Genomic DNA, 16294 nt, shown 5'->3' on the forward strand with positions numbered 1-16294 from the left:
TTTGTCTTGGGCTTCCTTCAGATTTCATCTCGCGATGAACACCCTTGCCTTTGACTATGCAATTCCCGCTATTAGGGCTTGCTCGGGACTTTCACCCGTTAGACAATGCTCATGCCGAGCGTACTATGAAAAGGAGATACGGCATACATACCGCATCTCCTTTCTTATTTTAATAGTTATGGCATACTCTACCCTATTTACAGCGGATACTCGTCGAAAGCATACAACACTGTTGAAAGATAACGCTCGCCTGTATCTGGCAGCAAAGCCACAATGCGCTTGCCTTTATTCTCGGGACGCTTTGCCAGCTGTGTAGCTGCATATACCGCCGCACCCGAGCTTATGCCTACAAGCAGACCTTCTTCGGCAGCAAGTTGGCGACCAGTGCGAATGGCGTCATCGTTCTCCACCTGCAGCACCTCGTCTATAACATTAGAGTTATATGTCTTTGGCACAAAGCCGGCACCTATGCCCTGAATCTTGTGCGGACCACTCTTGCCGCCACTTAATACGGGTGACGAGGCAGGCTCTACTGCAACAATCCTTACAGCAGGATTATTTTCCTTAAGACGTTTGCCTATACCCGACACTGTTCCACCCGTACCTACACCAGCAACAAATATGTCTATCTTGCAGTCTGTTTGGTTCCATATCTCCACACCAGTTGTATCATAGTGGCTTTGTGGATTTGCAGGATTCTCAAACTGTTGCAGTATTACAGAACCAGGAGTCGCGTCTCTCAGCTCCTCTGCAGCACGAATAGCACCCGCCATACCGTCCTTTCCCGGTGTAAGTTTTACAGTGGCGCCGTAAGCTTTCACAAGATTACGGCGCTCTACACTCATTGTTTCGGGCATTGTCAAAATGAGCTTATATCCTTTAACAGCTGAGACAAGCGCCAATCCTACACCAGTGTTGCCACTTGTAGGTTCAATGATTGTTGCTCCAGGGCGCAACTTGCCACTACGCTCTGCATCCTCAATCATTGCAAGTGCCACACGGTCTTTAACACTGCCACCCGGATTGAAGAATTCTACCTTTGCTATGATAGGCGTTTCCAAATTGCGTTTCTGCGAGAAGGCCTCAAGTTCGAGCAACGGTGTATTGCCGATTAGCTCGGTTAGTTTCTTTGCTATCTTAGTCATAAATGCTTTGTCTTATTGGTTATACATACTTTAATCGCATCAGAAGTCGGCTTTATCGGCAAAACGGATTATTAAATTGCGTCGAAAGCCTGCTGCAAGTCGTCGATAATGTCATCGATATGCTCCACACCGATACTTAGACGTACTGTAGATGGTGTTATGTGCTGCTGTGCAAGTTCTTCTGGAGACATCTGCGAGTGGGTTGTAGTTGCAGGATGAATCACAAGGCTCTTGACGTCGGCTACATTAGCAAGTAGCGAGAATATCTTCAAGTGATCGATAAACTTCCATGCAGCTTCCTGTCCTCCCTTAATTTCGAATGTGAAGATAGAGCCACCGCCATTTGGGAAGTACTTCTTATACAATTCGTGGTCGGGATGTGTAGGTAGCGAAGGATGATTAACTTTCTCTACCTTTGGATTGTTGGCAAGATACTGCACCACCTTAAGTGCATTGGCAACATGACGCTCTACACGAAGCGAGAGAGTCTCAAGTCCCTGAAGCAGAATCCATGCATTGAATGGAGATATTGTTGCACCAGTGTCACGAAGGATTACGGCACGTATGCGAGTAACAAAGGCTGCCTTGCCTGCCACATCGGCAAATACGGCTCCATGATAACTTGGGTCTGGTTTGGCAAGTGTAGGATACTTGTCTGCATTAGCCTTCCAGTCGAATGTACCACCGTCTACAATCACACCGCCGAGGCTTGAGCCATGACCACCGATAAATTTAGTAGCCGAATGAACAACAACGTCTGCTCCGTGCTCAATAGGACGTATAATATAAGGTGTACCGAAGGTATTGTCCACGATAAACGGTATGTTATGGCGATGTGCCACTTCTGCCACAGCCTCAAGATTGGTGACGTCAGAGTTAGGATTGCCAAATGTCTCTGCATACACTACCTTGGTATTGGGCTGGATGGCAGCCTCAAGAGCCTCAAGGTCGTTTACATTGACAATGGTATTGGTTATACCCTGAGTGGCAAGGGTATGTGTAATGAGATTGAATGAACCTCCATATAGGTTGTCGGCAGCTACAATATGGTCGCCATTCTGCACTATGTTCTGCAAAGCATAAGTCACTGCGGCAGCTCCAGAAGCAACTGCAAGACCAGCAACACCACCTTCAAGGGCAGCTACACGGTCTTCGAACACACCCTGTGTTGAGTTGGTAAGGCGTCCGTATATATTACCAGCATCGCGCAAACCAAAACGGTCGGCAGCATGTTGCGAGTTGCGGAACACATAACTTGTGGTCTGATAAATAGGCACAGCACGTGCGTCGGTTGCTGGATCTGGCTGTTCCTGTCCTACATGCAATTGGAGTGTCTCAAAATGTAGTTTCTTGTTGCTCATTGTTATTGCCCTTTCTTTATTTAATTGTTATTATTCGTGATTCAATTATCTTGTTTTCACGATTGCAAAGTTACGACAAACTCCACTATCAAGCAATAGCATAATATAGCTATTTGACATACCACATGTGTGGTATTATGACTAAAAGAGCGTGATATTGTATAGTTAATAACGATTTGTTGTGGCTCAAAAGCCGTGAGACGATATTGAAACGTGCCTAAAAACAAGACGGCGCAACTCTCATCGAGCTGCGCCGTCGTGCGTATGTTTAACTAAAAATCTTTTTCGTAGGAATGAAAATCCTCACGGACTCTCATCGTTACCTGTTAAACAATCGTTCAATTTACCTTAAACCTAATAACTAAAAACCTAAATCTATTACTACTAACCTAAACAATCTATTAACCTTTTGACGATGCAAAGATAGTAACTTTTCGCTGTGTGCGCAAACATTTCATGCAAAAACATTATTTTTCTATGATTTAATTGATTTAAAGCAACTGGACAAGGCTAATAACACATCCTTTCAACCTATTTGCCTACAACTTCTACTTATTCACAATCAGCCTCATCATCAAGCTAATCTTGCCCACAAATACTTGCTAAAAAGAGTATTACTAAATTAGTCGTAAATTTAATATATATTACTTGACCATTTAATATGTATTACTTTGCCATTTAATATATATGTGCATTGCCTAAAATTGCAACGTCAGCATAAATGAAATTTTTGCTAAGTGTTATCCTACTTTGGGAATGTACATTTAAACAAAAGATAGAAAGTAAAAAAACTATTGAAATAAATTTCTTCATATGTAATAATATTATTAACCTGTGTACTAAAATCCAAATGCATATAATGTGCTCTATCTGAAAAATATTTGTTTCAGAATATCACCAACCCATGAATCTTTCATTTTTTCTTTAAAAGGATCATATTTAATATTAAAATTATTATTATAAGGAAATGTGTATTCCTTTTTCAGTAAAACACTATTTCTTACATCAATAGAGTCAGATTTGTTTTCTTTAATCTTAGATAGATTTATGTTATTCACGCTATCCATACGTACAGTATCAGAAGAATGATAATCTGTAGAATCCCCTGACAATCCATTGTAATCATAAACAAAAGCTTTTGCACAAACAATAAAATTATTTATTGTAAGTAAAAGCATTCCTAATACAATTCGTATATGTTTCATATTATATTTATTTTAAATTGTTAGATATAATCTCATTTCATAAGATATTAATGTCATTTTTATCATATATAAAGAATGCAAGCATTATCATGCTATTAATATATAAGGCTTTTTAAAGCATTATTTTAATATCATTAGTGTCCCATTAAAATCGGGACACTAATGATACAAATTAAAAAGAAGAATCTTTTTACTGATTCAATATTTTCGTCCATACTCGAAGTTTTCCACAAAAGTAATGCTTTTTTCGAGTATGGACGAAAATATCGTCAGTTACAACTTGATACGCCCAACTAATTAGTTGTGCGTCTTAACGATCTGTGTAGGAGCCTGTTCCTTGTTGCGGCGATTTACAACTGTAACAACAGCCTGGGCAAGATTAAGGAAGGAAAGACCTGTGATAGATGTATTATCGAGAGCTGCAGGAGTTCCATTGTCACCGTTCTCGCATATGCTCTGCACAATCGGTATCTGTGCAAGCAATGGCACATTCATCTCCTTAGCCAGGTTCTTGCAACCTTCCTTGCCGAAGATATAGTACTTGTTCTCTGGCAATTCGGCAGGTGTGAACCATGCCATATTTTCTACCAATCCAAGAATTGGCACATTCACCTTATCGTTGCTGTACATATCTATACCCTTACGAGCGTCGGCAAGGGCTACATTCTGAGGTGTTGACACGATAACAGCGCCTGTGATGGCAAGTGTCTGTAGCAATGTAAGATGGATGTCGCTTGTTCCTGGAGGTGTGTCGAGTATAAAATAGTCGAGGTCTCCCCAATCGGCATCGGCTATAAGCTGCTTCAATGCGTTGGATGCCATGCCGCCACGCCAAAGTGTTGCGGTGTCGGGATTGACAAAGAATCCGATAGAGAGCACCTTGATGCCATATTTCTCGATTGGCTCAATAAGGTCACGTCCATCCTTCTTTACCGCATATGGACGTGCATCCTCAACCTGGAACATCTTAGGAACCGATGGACCAAAGATGTCACAATCTAACAGTCCTACCTTGTAACCAAGACGTGCCAAGGCTATGGCAAGATTAGCTGCCACTGTACTCTTGCCCACTCCACCCTTTCCTGAGCTTACGGCAATAACGTTCTTTACATTAGGCAGAAGCTTGCCCACTTCCGGACGAGGTTTTGAAAGGAATTCGGTGTCGATGGTCACCTCCACATCCTTAGATACATGGTAGTGGATAGCAGCCTCGGCTGCCTTTACTGTTGACTTTAGGAATGGATCGGTGTCTCGTGGAAACACGAGCGAGAACGATACCTTCATACCATCTATGCGCAAGTTGTCGGCCACCATATCAGCCTCAACAAGGTTCTTCTTGTTGCCGGGATAGGTTACGGTTGCAAGCGCATCCATTATGAGTTTAGGATATAATGTCATTATATTGAGTTTTGAATTTTGAGTTTTGAATTTTGAGTTGTCGGCAAAGCCGATTTTGAGTTTTTGATAATACTCAAAAATCACAATGCCGTTTCTTTTGGGCTTCTCTTATCTCGGTTATAGCTGCGATACTCGTCAAGCGGAATCTCCACTTCAGGCTCTGTCAGCTCGCCTTCCTTAGGCAGCGAGAACTTAATGTACTTGATGTTGAGTCCGCGCTCTATCCACATACTCTCGTAATATGTCTGTATGCCCAGTATTTCCTGTGTCTGTGGGTCAAGTCCTTCAGTATGATAAAGGTCCTCTGTACGGAACAGCAACGGCAGATTGTTGTGCTGCTGCATATATGTGGTATAGGTAAAGAGGAAGTTTGAGTCGGTCTTCAAGTGTATTGTACCACCATCCTGAAGGAAGTTGCGGTAGCGCTCCATAAAGTAAGTAGATGTAAGACGCTTGCGTGGATTCTTCATCTGCGGGTCGCTAAAGGTGAGCCATATCTCCTGAACCTCGCCCTCTGAGAAGAAACGGTCTATTATCTCGATGTTGGTTCTAAGGAACGCAACATTCTTCAATCCTTTATTCAGAGCCTGTGTAGCACCTGTCCACATACGCGCACCCTTGATGTCTACACCGATGAAGTTGATGTTGGGGAACATCTTTGCAAGTCCTACGGTATACTCACCCCTGCCGCAGCCAAGCTCCAGCACTATAGGATTGGAGTTCTTGAAATACATATCACGCCAATGACCCTTCATGTCGAACGGCACATTGTCGGCTACAGAGAACGGATACTGAAACACGTTCTCGTATCTTTCCATATCGGCGAACTTCGCCAGTTTTCCTTTGCCCATTTATTGGTTGGTTATATTTTATATTCTGATATTGAAACTCAAATTGTACAAAGTTAATAAAAAAAGGTCGGTTTTCGAGTGTTTTACAACTTTTATCGCTTAATTCATACTTTTTTCTACATTTCGATGTCCGATTTGGCCACTTCATACGTTATATATATGTATCAGTTATGAAACCAAGCGAATTCAACCATATCGTCCTGCCCATGCGCAACGAGCTGTTAAGCTATGCGCTGAGTGTCACAGGGTCGGCAGACAATGCCGAAGACCTTGTGCAGGAAGTTATGCTGCGACTATGGAACAAACGCGAACAACTTGAAGCCGAAGACAAACTAAAGTCGCTTGCCATAACTATGATACACAACCTATTTCTGGACCAACAGCGGCACGAAAGCCATACTGCTACAATGCCCGAACGGATAGATATTGCCGTAAATGACAGAAGCGCCGAACTGCGAGACGAGGCAAGGCTGATACGCAACATCGTTGACCAGCTGCCGCCATTGCAACAACAAATATTCAGAATGAAGGAGATAGAAGGTTACACCGCCGACGAGATTATGCAGATTACCGGTTGTACAGCCGATAACCTGCGTCGCAATCTGTCAAGGGCGCGAACTAAGATACGCGAAACTTACATTAAAATAATGATGAAAGGAAGCAAGCTATGATAAAGAACATCAATAACGGTAAGCAAAATACCGACATACGTACGCTTATAGAGCGATATATGTCGGGCGAAACAACCAACGACGAGGAAGCAACACTGCGCACATGGTTCCAACTCGCTGGAGACGACGTGCCTGAAGAGTGGCGTCCGCTACGTGCCTTGTTCAGTTTTGTAGACGAGGAGCGCCTTGCATCTGAGGCAACACTTTATTCTGAAACAGAAGAAAAGAGCATAACTCAAACAATACGCACCACCCCACTACATCATATTCTGACAAAACCACGTATATGGACAGCATCGGCTGTGGCAGCCGCAGCTATAGCTTTGGTATTGCTTGTACCATCGATAAAGAATATATTTGAGCCAATGCCACAAAACTATGCCGTAATAGACGGAAAGGTGTATACCAATCCTAAAGTGATAAGACAACAGGCCGACGATGCATTGCAGATTGTGGCTTGCGATGACGAAGACCCATTTAGCGCTCTCGATATGATGCAATAATCTATATTGAGCAATTGGCATCACAATACGACAATACACATTATTAATATTATAAACATATATATATTATGCACACTTTATTAAATATACTGCATAAGCCTCCGCTGTTATCGATTAGGACAGCTCTGACTATTTGCTTTATCATAATCGGTCTTGGCATGGCCAATGCACAAGAGGGCCTTGCCGTCAACAACATATTCCAACAATACGGACATTCGAAGGGATGCAAGATGGTGGTAATGAGGAACACCAAGCTGCGCGGATTCCACCTTATTATATATAAGAGTCTGACATACCCCGATAAATATGCTGCTGACATCAAGACACATCTTAATACAGACAGACGTGCGGCAAAGAAGATACGCGAGGTTATTGACAACGGAAGCATAGCAAGCGGATATTACATGATGCCGCCACATGCCAACGGTATAAACCGATACGTTCTGTTCAGCCATACAAGCAAAGGCAAAGGAGCTGTTATATACATCGAGGGCGACCTTTCGCCTGAAGACATCATGACAATATGCTACACCAAGAGAGGTTGGTAGACAAAGCTACTTCTCTTTTTACCAATATCAACAAATTTAATAAACAGGAATTATGAACATCAGAACATTAGCCTTGGCATTGGCTATTATGCCTGCCATTGCATCAGCACAGGACAACAACTCCGAAAAGAACACTATATCCAACAAGAATACATATGACACCACTATTGTCTTCAACAAACAGAAGTACGAAATAAGCCAAACAGGCGAGCGTACAAATGTAAAAGTTTACAAAGCTAATGGTAGCGAGCTTGAGAAGACACTTGAGACACAATACCTCGACGGTCAGCAAGTGGAACAGGTGTATATAACGTCGCCCTTCATTCCCAGAAGAACGTACAAACGCAAAAGCCAGGAATACAGCCACTATCCAGGAATATTCTTCGGTTTGAATATATTGTCAGGCTCTGCATTCGGTGCATCATCAGCTGGCATATATACACGTGACAGCAAGTCAATGGAATGGGGTATCAATGGATTCTCGTTCGAATATCCATTCAACAGCTCTTGGGCTTTAACGTCGGCTATGTCGCTGGCCTGTGTCAGCCATCATTTCAATACCGACTATGTGCTCAACACTGTTGACGGCATAACAAGTATGCAACCATTCAAAAGCGAAGAAGGCGACGACAAGCGTCCTTCTAAAAGCTATCTAAGCTACTGGGCATTGCGCTTTCCTATCATGCTTGAATGGTCTAACCGCATAGGTGGCGACGATGTATATGCTGCCTTTGGCCCATCAATAGAGTTTCGTTTCAACGAACGCTCACGATATAAATTGGGCAAAAGGCACACCCTGACAAAGGACGTAAACATGAATCCAATTGGTATAAACCTTGAGGCTCGTGTCGGATACGGATTCTTTATGCTATATGCACGTACTGCCCTTACACCATTATTACGCACCAAGTATGCTCCAGAATGGCACCCATTCACAGTAGGATGCGGTTTCAGATTATAAATATATATATAGTTTCTAATACAATATTGTCATACAAAACCGTTAATTCCACTTATTTATGCCATATTGACAGGTTTCAATAAACTATATTTGTCAGTTATTTCTAAGTAGATTTGTTTTTGGCACACCATTTGTATATTATACGGCGAACGCAGTTCTGAAATACGAAAGTATTAAACAGATGATGCGTTCGCCGTATTAATTAACAAACAAGAAATAAAAAATAAAAAAATACAACTATGGGAAAGATTATTGGAATCGACTTAGGTACTACAAACTCTTGTGTTGCCGTTTTTGAGGGCAACGAACCAGTAGTAATCGCCAACAGCGAAGGCAAGCGTACAACTCCTTCAATCGTTGGTTTTGTAAAGGACGGCGAGCGTAAGGTAGGCGATCCTGCAAAGCGTCAGGCTATCACTAACCCTAAGAACACCGTATATTCTATCAAGCGTTTCATGGGCGAGACCTATGAGCAGTGCTCTAAGGAGGTAACTCGTGTTCCGTTTAGTGTTGTCAACGAGGGTGGTTATCCACGTGTAGACATCGACGGCCGCAAGTATACTCCGCAGGAAATCTCGGCTATGGTACTTCAGAAAATGAAGAAGACTGCTGAGGATTATCTCGGTCAGGAGGTTACAGATGCTGTTATCACTGTACCTGCATACTTCTCTGACTCACAGCGTCAGGCAACTAAGGAGGCTGGTCAGATTGCAGGTCTTAACGTTCGTCGTATCGTTAACGAGCCTACTGCAGCTGCTCTTGCTTATGGTGTAGACAAGGCTAACAAGGATATGAAGATTGCTGTATTCGACCTTGGTGGCGGTACATTCGATATCTCAATCCTTGAGTTCGGTGGTGGAGTATTTGAGGTTCTCTCTACTAATGGTGATACTCACCTCGGTGGTGACGACTTCGACCAGGTTATCATCGATTGGCTTGTTAATGGCTTCAAGGCTGACGAGGGCATTGACCTCTCTAAGGATCCAATGGCTATGCAGCGTCTTAAGGAAGCTGCCGAGAAGGCTAAGATTGAGCTTTCAAGCACAACTTCTACCGAGATCAACCTTCCGTATATCTCAGCCGAGGGTGGCGTGCCAAAGCACTTGGTTAAGACATTGACTCGTTCACAGTTCGAACAGCTTGCACATAACCTTATCCAGGCATGTCTTGTTCCTTGCCAGAACGCTATGCGCGACGCTAAGCTTCAGACAAGCGATATCGACGAGGTTATCCTTGTAGGTGGTTCAAGCCGTATACCTGCTGTTCAGACTCTCGTTAAGAACTACTTCGGCAAGGAGCCTTCAAAGGGTGTTAACCCTGATGAGGTTGTAGCCGTTGGTGCTTCTATCCAGGGTGCTATCCTTAACAAGGAGAGCGGTGTAGGCGACATCGTATTGCTCGACGTTACTCCTCTTACTCTCGGTATCGAGACTATGGGTGGTGTAATGACAAAGCTTATCGACGCAAACACAACTATCCCTGCCAAGAAGAGCGAGGTATTCTCAACAGCTGTCGACAACCAGACTGCCGTAACAATTCACGTACTTCAGGGCGAGCGTCCTATGGCTGCTCAGAACAAGTCTATTGGTCAGTTCAACCTTGAGGGTATTGCTCCAGCTCGTCGTGGTGTTCCTCAGATTGAGGTTACATTCGATATCGATGCCAACGGTATCCTTAACGTATCTGCAAAGGATAAGGCTACAGGCAAGGAGCAGGCTATACGTATTGAGGCTTCTTCAGGTTTGAGCAAGGAGGAAATAGACCGCATGAAGGCTGAGGCTGAGCAGAATGCTGCTTCGGATAAGGCTGAGCGCGAGAAGATAGACAAGCTCAATCAAGCAGACTCTATGATATTCACCACCGAGAACTTCCTTAAGGACAATGGTGATAAGATTCCTGCCGACAAGAAGCCTGGCATCGAGCAGGCTCTCCAGCAGCTTAAGGATGCCCATAAGGCAGCCGATGTTGCAGCTATAGATACAGCTATTGCCAACCTTAATAATGTTATGCAGGCTGCTTCTGCACAGATGTATCAGGGTGGAGCACAGCCAGGTGCTGACGCTCAGGCTGGTGCACAGCAGCAGACAAACAATACTAAGGGCGACGAGACAATACAGGACGCTGACTTTGAAGAAGTTAAGTAAGTATTCTTTTAAGAATAGACATTCTTAACAAGAATAAATAATAAGGTGTACAACTGAAATCATATTGATTTTGGTTGTACGCTTTTTTTTATGGTTTCATTTAATCATATTGACATTTGAGGTATTTCATAGTTAATATGTCATTCCACGTAACAGTTTCCACCTTAATTGTAAAACAAGAATTGGGTTAGTACCGTGTGCAAAGATACAATATCACCAGAACCAACTTTTTTCAACTAAGAGGGCTTACTTAATATTACGTGAGTTCGACGAAATATAAGTGTCTAAAAATTTGGTGATTAGCGAAAATTGTTGTAACTTTAATGTGCTAAAAATCAAAATTTTACAAACAATAATCGCTATGATCACCGAGGACAAAGTTACTGAAATTTTCTGTATTGCGGATGACTTCTGCAAAGTTTTTGATGCCCAAATGGAAAAATACACCATAAAAAGCAATTTAAAACGCAAATATCATCGTGAATCGACCATGTCAAAGGCTGAAATTATGGTTATCGTTATACTTTTCCACAGTTCAGGCTTTCGTTGCCTGAAACATTTCTATAAGGAATATGTATGTGTTCATCTTCGACATTTATTTCCAAATGTAGTATCATATAACCGTTTTGTGGAACTTCAGAAGACCATTGCCATTCTGTTGGCTATCTTTATAAAGAAGGTTCTTTTGGGAAAATGTACCGGAATAAGTTTCGTAGACAGCACACCTCTTCGTGTATGTAGAACCCAAAGAATCCATATTCACAAGACATTTAAAGGCATCGCACAAAAAGGCAAATGTTCTATGGGATGGTTTTTCGGCTTTAAGCTCCACCTTATATGTAACGAAAAGGGAGAATTGCTTAACTTCATGATAACTCCTGGCGATATTGACGACCGTAAACCATTAGAATACAAAGCGTTTGTGAATTTCATATACGGCAAGCTTGTAGGAGATAAAGGATATATAAGCAAGAACCTGTTCAATCGACTTTTCGTTGATGGAATACAACTCATCACGAAACTAAAAAGCAACATGAAGGGTTCTATTATGAAAATATCAGACAGGCTCTTGCTTAGAAAGAGGGCGATCATAGAGACCATTAACGACGAACTTAAGAATATTGCACAAGTGGAACATTCCAGACACAGATCATTCGATAACTTCATTGTCAACACTCTTGGATCTTTGGCTGCTTATTGTTTCTTTCCTAAGAAACCAACAATTGCAGTTCAAAGGACAGTAGATAGACAATTAACGTTATTCTAATTCGTCGAACTCACGTTAATATTGGAAAAAGAAGCCCAAAGTCCTATTAAAAACGGGGCTTTGGGCAGTTTTTATGCTCTTTGGAGTTTTATAGGACAGCAATAATTCAAAATCAATATATTTTCTAAGCATTAATCCTACACTTTCAAATGTTTATTCACCTTTATCTTCTCCACCAATCCGTTTGGAAAGTGGAAGGAGAGGGTTGGACGATCGAACACTGGTTTTGCTTTGTGAATGATGCGGTGATACGATGGTGAGATAATGATGATGTTTGAGGTGTCGTTGTTCATGCTCTCGGTGAAAGGGATGATATGGTGAGCTTCAACCACAAAGACATCGTATGGTTCGCCAACCTTCTCTCCTGTCATTTGGCAACAGTAGTCGTAGAGTCGTTTGAGGGAATCGCCTATAGAACGGTCAATATGGCGAATCTTCTGCAGGCGAGTCATCTGTTTGATACTAGCATTTTTATCCTCACGAGGCTCAAAGGTTTCAAAGTCTAGTTCAGACATCGTACTCACATCCGTTTTCACTTCGGCCTTTACTGCCGCAGTGATGCAATCTGCAACGAAAACGTTTGGCATATCCGTGGTACTTAGAGCAAGAAACTCCTGTTGTTCCTCTGGTATGCGTATAGTGAACTTACGGTTGATATTCTCTGGCAGATTCTTGATACTCTCAACATAGCTCCAAGTAGAGCAGAACATTTCTCGCAACCGCTTCACCAACGCACTTCCTTCGTTATACCTTATTTGTATCACGTCTGCATGTCCGTCATACTTTTTACGGTCGAACCCTTGGTTCTTTAGTTGAACATCATACCCCACGCCATCAATCAACACCTTCACGCTACGAGTTTCCCCATGCTTGGACATACCTCCAGGCATTGCTTTCAGCAGATTATGAAACTCCACTGGAATCTGAAATCCCTGACGCATGGTGGAACGGTCTATGAGTTTTTGGTAGAGAAACATGGTTCTTTTATTTTTATATATCCCTCTTGATCGTAGCACCTATGATATCTGTTTATGGCGTCAATAAGGTGCTGAATCTCAGGGATATTTGACTTTATACTTTTAAACTTTTGATATTGGTCATTGTATCTTTCAATTGTACCTTTTGCTAACCGTCTTTCTATGTCAGATGGAATGAGAAAAGAAGAACGATTGCCTAAATATGCATTGTACTCTGTGAGGAAGATATTGATTCCTGCAAGGTCGAAGTCACCAAAATGAATGTAGCGATTAGGGATTATCTGCAACCAAGAACGTAAATCAATGGATTGTGGATAACGAGAGACGAACAACAATCGATTATTACCAATGCATTGCTCAAAGAGATCTCGTTGCTGTCGAATCATGCGGAAGTTCTCCATATTCTCAATACCAACTACAACCACATCATCGGGAACGAAGAACGATTGCCAATCTGTCACAAATAAAAAACTGCCTTCTTGTGGGTTGACAACGAACTCCCGGTCATTCAATGTACAAGGAATTGGTTCGTATGAGTTAACAGGGAAACCGGGGCATGAGCGTGTCATTACCAACTTTGAGTTACCTGTTGATGATGCTTGCTGCGAACGTAAGGTATTCTTAGACAACAAAGTTTCATGCAATAGTTCCATGTCAATAAATCTTTCATCTATAGAAGCTAACGCTTTGCATAATGTTTCTGCATTGGGCGCAAACAACGTTCTCCTACTTCCATGCGATGTACTAATCAAGACACCATCACGCACCAAATCATCCACCCATTCGCCCTTGAGCTGGCTTGCGGGTAGTGATTCTCCATTACGAAGAAGATTTAGTTTGTCTATGAGAGCAATGGTTATCTTCATTTCTGTGAAATCAATGAGTGAACGATAGTCTTTGACTTGCCATCCTTTTGCAACAAATAGGTATAACGATAATCAGATACGTTGTAGGTTGTAGGTGAGGAGTTGATAAGCAATATGTTACGAGCTCCCTTGATGTTTTGCGGATGCAGTTTGCCAATCTCGTCCATCATACAGTGAATCCTGAAATCACCAAACTTGCGGCTACCCTTGCTCTTGGCTATGTAATTCCCGCTATTAGGGCTTACTCTGGACTTGCACCCGTTAGATAATGCTCATGCCGAGCGTACCTAAGAAAACAGGCTACCCGCAGCGATGCAAGTAGCCTGTTTTATATAAGGAGAGACACGGCAACATGCCGTACTTCCTACATTTACTATTATTACTTAATCTTGTACATTCTGAACGACTTTGCCGGAAGCTTGTCACTCAACACTGTAGCGTTCTTCTTGCTTTCACAAGTGGCTGTTGTCTCAACGGGACGAATCTTATTAGGATTGTCAAGAGTGTTCTCGGCATCCATATTGTCGCACTGCAAGGTTGTCAACGAAGCTGAACGAGAGCCTTTCAAGCCGTTAAGGTTGAGTGTTACCTCCTGAGTCTTGTCCGAAGTATTAGCTACCTTAACAATCACTTCACCCTTCTGTTTGTCTACAACAGCACTGGCAAACAGTCCGTCCTGACCTTCCTGACCTGCTACAGCCTTACCATTCATTGTCAGAGGCAGCACGTTTGTGCCCTTGTTGCAAGCATACATCTGCTGAACATAGTAGCTTACGGTCTTGAACATGCGTGTGTTGTCGTACCAAATCATATCTGGACGCCACTGCCAACCATCCACATGAGCAAACAAAGGTGCATATGTAGCCATATCCACAACATCTGCGTTGCGCTCAAGATCGGTCATAAAAGCTGCTTCGTATAGCGATGTCTCAAAGTGGTTCCACTTCTTGCCCTTGCCATGACATGCATATTCACCGGCAAAGACCTTAGGACCCTTGCGGTCGTAACCCTCATAACGCAGACCGTGAGAAAGGAACCAATGCTCATCGCGATAGAAATGCTCGTCAACAAGATCGGCCTTAAGCTCCTTCATAGCCTTCCATCCCTTGTCAAACATCTCGCCCTCAGAGTCGGGACCAGATGTACCTATGAGCTTGATGTTGGGATATTTTGCTTTGATAGCTTTTACGAAAGGACGCAGACGCTCGTAGTAAAGATTGTCCCACTGCTCGTTGCCCACTGCAAGAAACTTGAGATTGAATGGTGCTGGATGTCCCATCTCGGCACGCTTCTTACCCCATGTGGTGTTGACATCGCCATTGGCAAACTCAATGAGGTCGAGACAGTCCTGAATGTAAGGCTGAAGCGAGTCGACCGGAACGTGTGCTTTAGGGTTGTTCCAGTTCTGATACTGACAAGCCATACCTACATTGAGCACTGGCAAAGGCTCGGCACCAATGTCCTCAGACAAGAGGAAATACTCGTAGAAACCTAATCCATAGCTCTGATAATAGTCGGGGAATAGGCGATAGTTGAAAGTAGAAAGCCAACGGTTACCGTTCAAAGGACGGTTTTCTACCGGATCTATAGAGTTTTTCCACTGATAGCGCTGCTCCAATGATGAACCCTCAACGATGCAACCACCTGGGAAACGGAACACACCAGGATGCAAATCATAGAGAGCCTGTGCCAAATCGCGGCGCATACCATTATCGCGATCTTTGAATGTATGCTTAGGGAAAAGGCTAACATGCTCTAAAGCCACGCTGTTCTTACCCTTTAACAAGAGGCGCAGATTGGCTTTCTGCACTGTTTTGGTTGGCTTAAGTACGAGTTCATACTTTTTCCATTCGTTGCCACTTACTTTCAGTTCGGCAGTGGCAAACTCCTGATGTTCCTCCATAGTGTTCTCGTCTACCAACGAAACCTCAACAGTGGCATCGCCAGATACAGCCTTAGCCCAAACAGAGAAACGATAGTCCTCGGCTTTCTCTATACCTATACCAAAATAGCCTTCGTTTTGCAGACCAGTTGCTGTATCGTTATGACCAGAATAGCCTAACACTACATAATGAGGACAACGTTCGAACGGTCCGTCGTTCTTAACCTCAAACTTGCCGAAGGCTTTCCAACCCATCAACGCATCGGGAAATTCAAACGAGCGGTTCTTAACAAGTTCGCCATACAGTCCGCCATCGGCGGCATAGTTGATATCCTCAAAGAATATGCCGTACATAGTAGGCTGCACCTTAGCTCCCACCTTCTTGGTGTTCACGTCGAACGTGTGGGTTTGGGCGTATGCTCCAAGCAGCGACGAAGCAGCGATGATGCACGACAGGAGACGTTTATTGTTCATATTAATATATTAGGTATAAGAAAAGCCCCATTGGGGGATGG

At 43.0% G+C, this 16294-nt stretch carries 14 protein-coding genes and 1 pseudogene; 6 read left to right on the forward strand and 9 right to left on the reverse strand.

Annotated features, from left to right (window positions below; translation table 11 throughout):
* Positions 1–197: 197 nt before the first annotated feature.
* The 5 genes from cysK to trmB form a co-directional block, all read right to left on the reverse strand.
* Positions 198–1145, reverse strand: coding sequence for a cysteine synthase A (cysK, locus tag C9991_RS00005; protein WP_106810612.1), 948 nt, complete (start codon positions 1143–1145; stop codon positions 198–200).
* 71 nt (positions 1146–1216) lie between these two features.
* Positions 1217–2506 carry an O-acetylhomoserine aminocarboxypropyltransferase/cysteine synthase family protein gene (locus tag C9991_RS00010; RefSeq protein WP_106810613.1) on the reverse strand — a complete coding sequence of 430 codons (1290 nt, stop codon included), beginning with the start codon at positions 2504–2506 and terminating at the stop codon, positions 1217–1219.
* An 866-nt stretch (positions 2507–3372) separates the two neighbouring features.
* Positions 3373–3711 carry a hypothetical protein gene (locus tag C9991_RS00015; protein ID WP_106810614.1) on the reverse strand — a complete coding sequence of 113 codons (339 nt, stop codon included), beginning with the start codon at positions 3709–3711 and terminating at the stop codon, positions 3373–3375.
* A 297-nt stretch (positions 3712–4008) separates the two neighbouring features.
* Positions 4009–5109 (reverse strand): Mrp/NBP35 family ATP-binding protein, encoded by a 1101-nt coding sequence (locus C9991_RS00020; protein ID WP_106810615.1) that lies wholly within the window; start codon positions 5107–5109, stop codon positions 4009–4011.
* A gap of 80 nt (positions 5110–5189) precedes the next feature.
* Positions 5190–5960, reverse strand: coding sequence for a tRNA (guanosine(46)-N7)-methyltransferase TrmB (trmB, locus tag C9991_RS00025; RefSeq protein WP_106810616.1), 771 nt, complete (start codon positions 5958–5960; stop codon positions 5190–5192).
* A 170-nt stretch (positions 5961–6130) separates the two neighbouring features.
* On the opposite strand from trmB, the gene C9991_RS00030 reads away from it, so the two are divergent.
* From C9991_RS00030 to C9991_RS00055, 6 genes are all read left to right on the forward strand, one after another.
* A complete protein-coding gene (locus tag C9991_RS00030; RefSeq protein ID WP_106810617.1) occupies positions 6131–6631 on the forward strand; it encodes a GFO_1088 family ECF-type sigma factor in 501 nt (166 codons plus the stop codon).
* Positions 6628–7134, forward strand: a complete 507-nt coding sequence (locus C9991_RS00035) for a PG0215 family putative anti-sigma factor (RefSeq protein WP_106810618.1) — start codon at positions 6628–6630, stop codon at positions 7132–7134. The genes C9991_RS00030 and C9991_RS00035 overlap by 4 nt, the downstream gene beginning before the upstream one ends.
* 158 nt (positions 7135–7292) lie before the next feature.
* Entirely contained in the window at positions 7293–7682 is a 390-nt protein-coding gene (locus tag C9991_RS00040; protein ID WP_198643717.1) for a DUF6108 family protein, read from the forward strand.
* Between the two features lie 52 nt (positions 7683–7734).
* Entirely contained in the window at positions 7735–8643 is a 909-nt protein-coding gene (locus tag C9991_RS00045) for a porin family protein (RefSeq protein WP_106810620.1), read from the forward strand.
* 239 nt (positions 8644–8882) lie between these two features.
* Complete coding sequence (dnaK, locus tag C9991_RS00050; RefSeq protein ID WP_106810621.1) at positions 8883–10787, forward strand: molecular chaperone DnaK; 1905 nt, start codon at positions 8883–8885, stop codon at positions 10785–10787.
* 361 nt (positions 10788–11148) lie between these two features.
* Positions 11149–12054: an IS982 family transposase gene (locus tag C9991_RS00055; RefSeq protein ID WP_106810622.1), complete on the forward strand. Its 906-nt coding sequence runs from the start codon at positions 11149–11151 to the stop codon at positions 12052–12054.
* A 137-nt stretch (positions 12055–12191) separates the two neighbouring features.
* On the opposite strand, the gene C9991_RS00060 is transcribed toward C9991_RS00055, so the two are convergent.
* The 4 genes and pseudogenes from C9991_RS00060 to C9991_RS00075 all read right to left on the reverse strand — a co-directional run bounded on the left by C9991_RS00060 (position 12192) and on the right by C9991_RS00075 (position 16253).
* The gene (locus tag C9991_RS00060) at positions 12192–13031 is read right to left on the reverse strand and encodes an HNH endonuclease signature motif containing protein (protein WP_106810623.1); all 840 of its coding nucleotides are present in this window, start codon (positions 13029–13031) and stop codon (positions 12192–12194) included.
* Positions 13007–13897 carry a DUF7281 domain-containing protein gene (locus C9991_RS00065; RefSeq protein ID WP_106810624.1) on the reverse strand — a complete coding sequence of 297 codons (891 nt, stop codon included), beginning with the start codon at positions 13895–13897 and terminating at the stop codon, positions 13007–13009. Before C9991_RS00065 ends, C9991_RS00060 begins: the two co-directional genes overlap by 25 nt.
* Positions 13894–14118: pseudogene (locus tag C9991_RS00070) on the reverse strand (hypothetical protein); the annotation flags it as partial. The pseudogene C9991_RS00070 and the gene C9991_RS00065, both read right to left, overlap by 4 nt.
* Positions 14119–14276: 158 nt before the next feature.
* Positions 14277–16253: an alpha-L-arabinofuranosidase family protein gene (locus C9991_RS00075; protein WP_106810625.1), complete on the reverse strand. Its 1977-nt coding sequence runs from the start codon at positions 16251–16253 to the stop codon at positions 14277–14279.
* Positions 16254–16294: the final 41 nt, after the last annotated feature.

This window comes from Prevotella merdae, assembly GCF_900290275.1.
Taxonomy (GTDB): domain Bacteria; phylum Bacteroidota; class Bacteroidia; order Bacteroidales; family Bacteroidaceae; genus Prevotella; species Prevotella merdae.

Excerpts from the sequence above, each read along its gene's own strand:
- C9991_RS00020 (WP_106810615.1), bottom strand. The coding sequence starts at position 5,109 with ATGACATTATATCCTAAACTCATAATGGATGCGCTTGCAACCGTAACC.
- C9991_RS00045 (WP_106810620.1), top strand. The coding sequence starts at position 7,735 with ATGAACATCAGAACATTAGCCTTGGCATTGGCTATTATGCCTGCCATT.
- C9991_RS00015 (WP_106810614.1), bottom strand. The coding sequence starts at position 3,711 with ATGAAACATATACGAATTGTATTAGGAATGCTTTTACTTACAATAAAT.
- C9991_RS00040 (WP_198643717.1), top strand. The coding sequence starts at position 7,293 with ATGGCCAATGCACAAGAGGGCCTTGCCGTCAACAACATATTCCAACAA.
- trmB (WP_106810616.1), bottom strand. The coding sequence starts at position 5,960 with ATGGGCAAAGGAAAACTGGCGAAGTTCGCCGATATGGAAAGATACGAG.
- C9991_RS00060 (WP_106810623.1), bottom strand. The coding sequence starts at position 13,031 with ATGTTTCTCTACCAAAAACTCATAGACCGTTCCACCATGCGTCAGGGA.
- C9991_RS00030 (WP_106810617.1), top strand. The coding sequence starts at position 6,131 with ATGAAACCAAGCGAATTCAACCATATCGTCCTGCCCATGCGCAACGAG.
- cysK (WP_106810612.1), bottom strand. The coding sequence starts at position 1,145 with ATGACTAAGATAGCAAAGAAACTAACCGAGCTAATCGGCAATACACCG.
- C9991_RS00065 (WP_106810624.1), bottom strand. The coding sequence starts at position 13,897 with ATGAAGATAACCATTGCTCTCATAGACAAACTAAATCTTCTTCGTAAT.
- C9991_RS00035 (WP_106810618.1), top strand. The coding sequence starts at position 6,628 with ATGATAAAGAACATCAATAACGGTAAGCAAAATACCGACATACGTACG.
- C9991_RS00075 (WP_106810625.1), bottom strand. The coding sequence starts at position 16,253 with ATGAACAATAAACGTCTCCTGTCGTGCATCATCGCTGCTTCGTCGCTG.
- C9991_RS00055 (WP_106810622.1), top strand. The coding sequence starts at position 11,149 with ATGATCACCGAGGACAAAGTTACTGAAATTTTCTGTATTGCGGATGAC.
- dnaK (WP_106810621.1), top strand. The coding sequence starts at position 8,883 with ATGGGAAAGATTATTGGAATCGACTTAGGTACTACAAACTCTTGTGTT.
- C9991_RS00010 (WP_106810613.1), bottom strand. The coding sequence starts at position 2,506 with ATGAGCAACAAGAAACTACATTTTGAGACACTCCAATTGCATGTAGGA.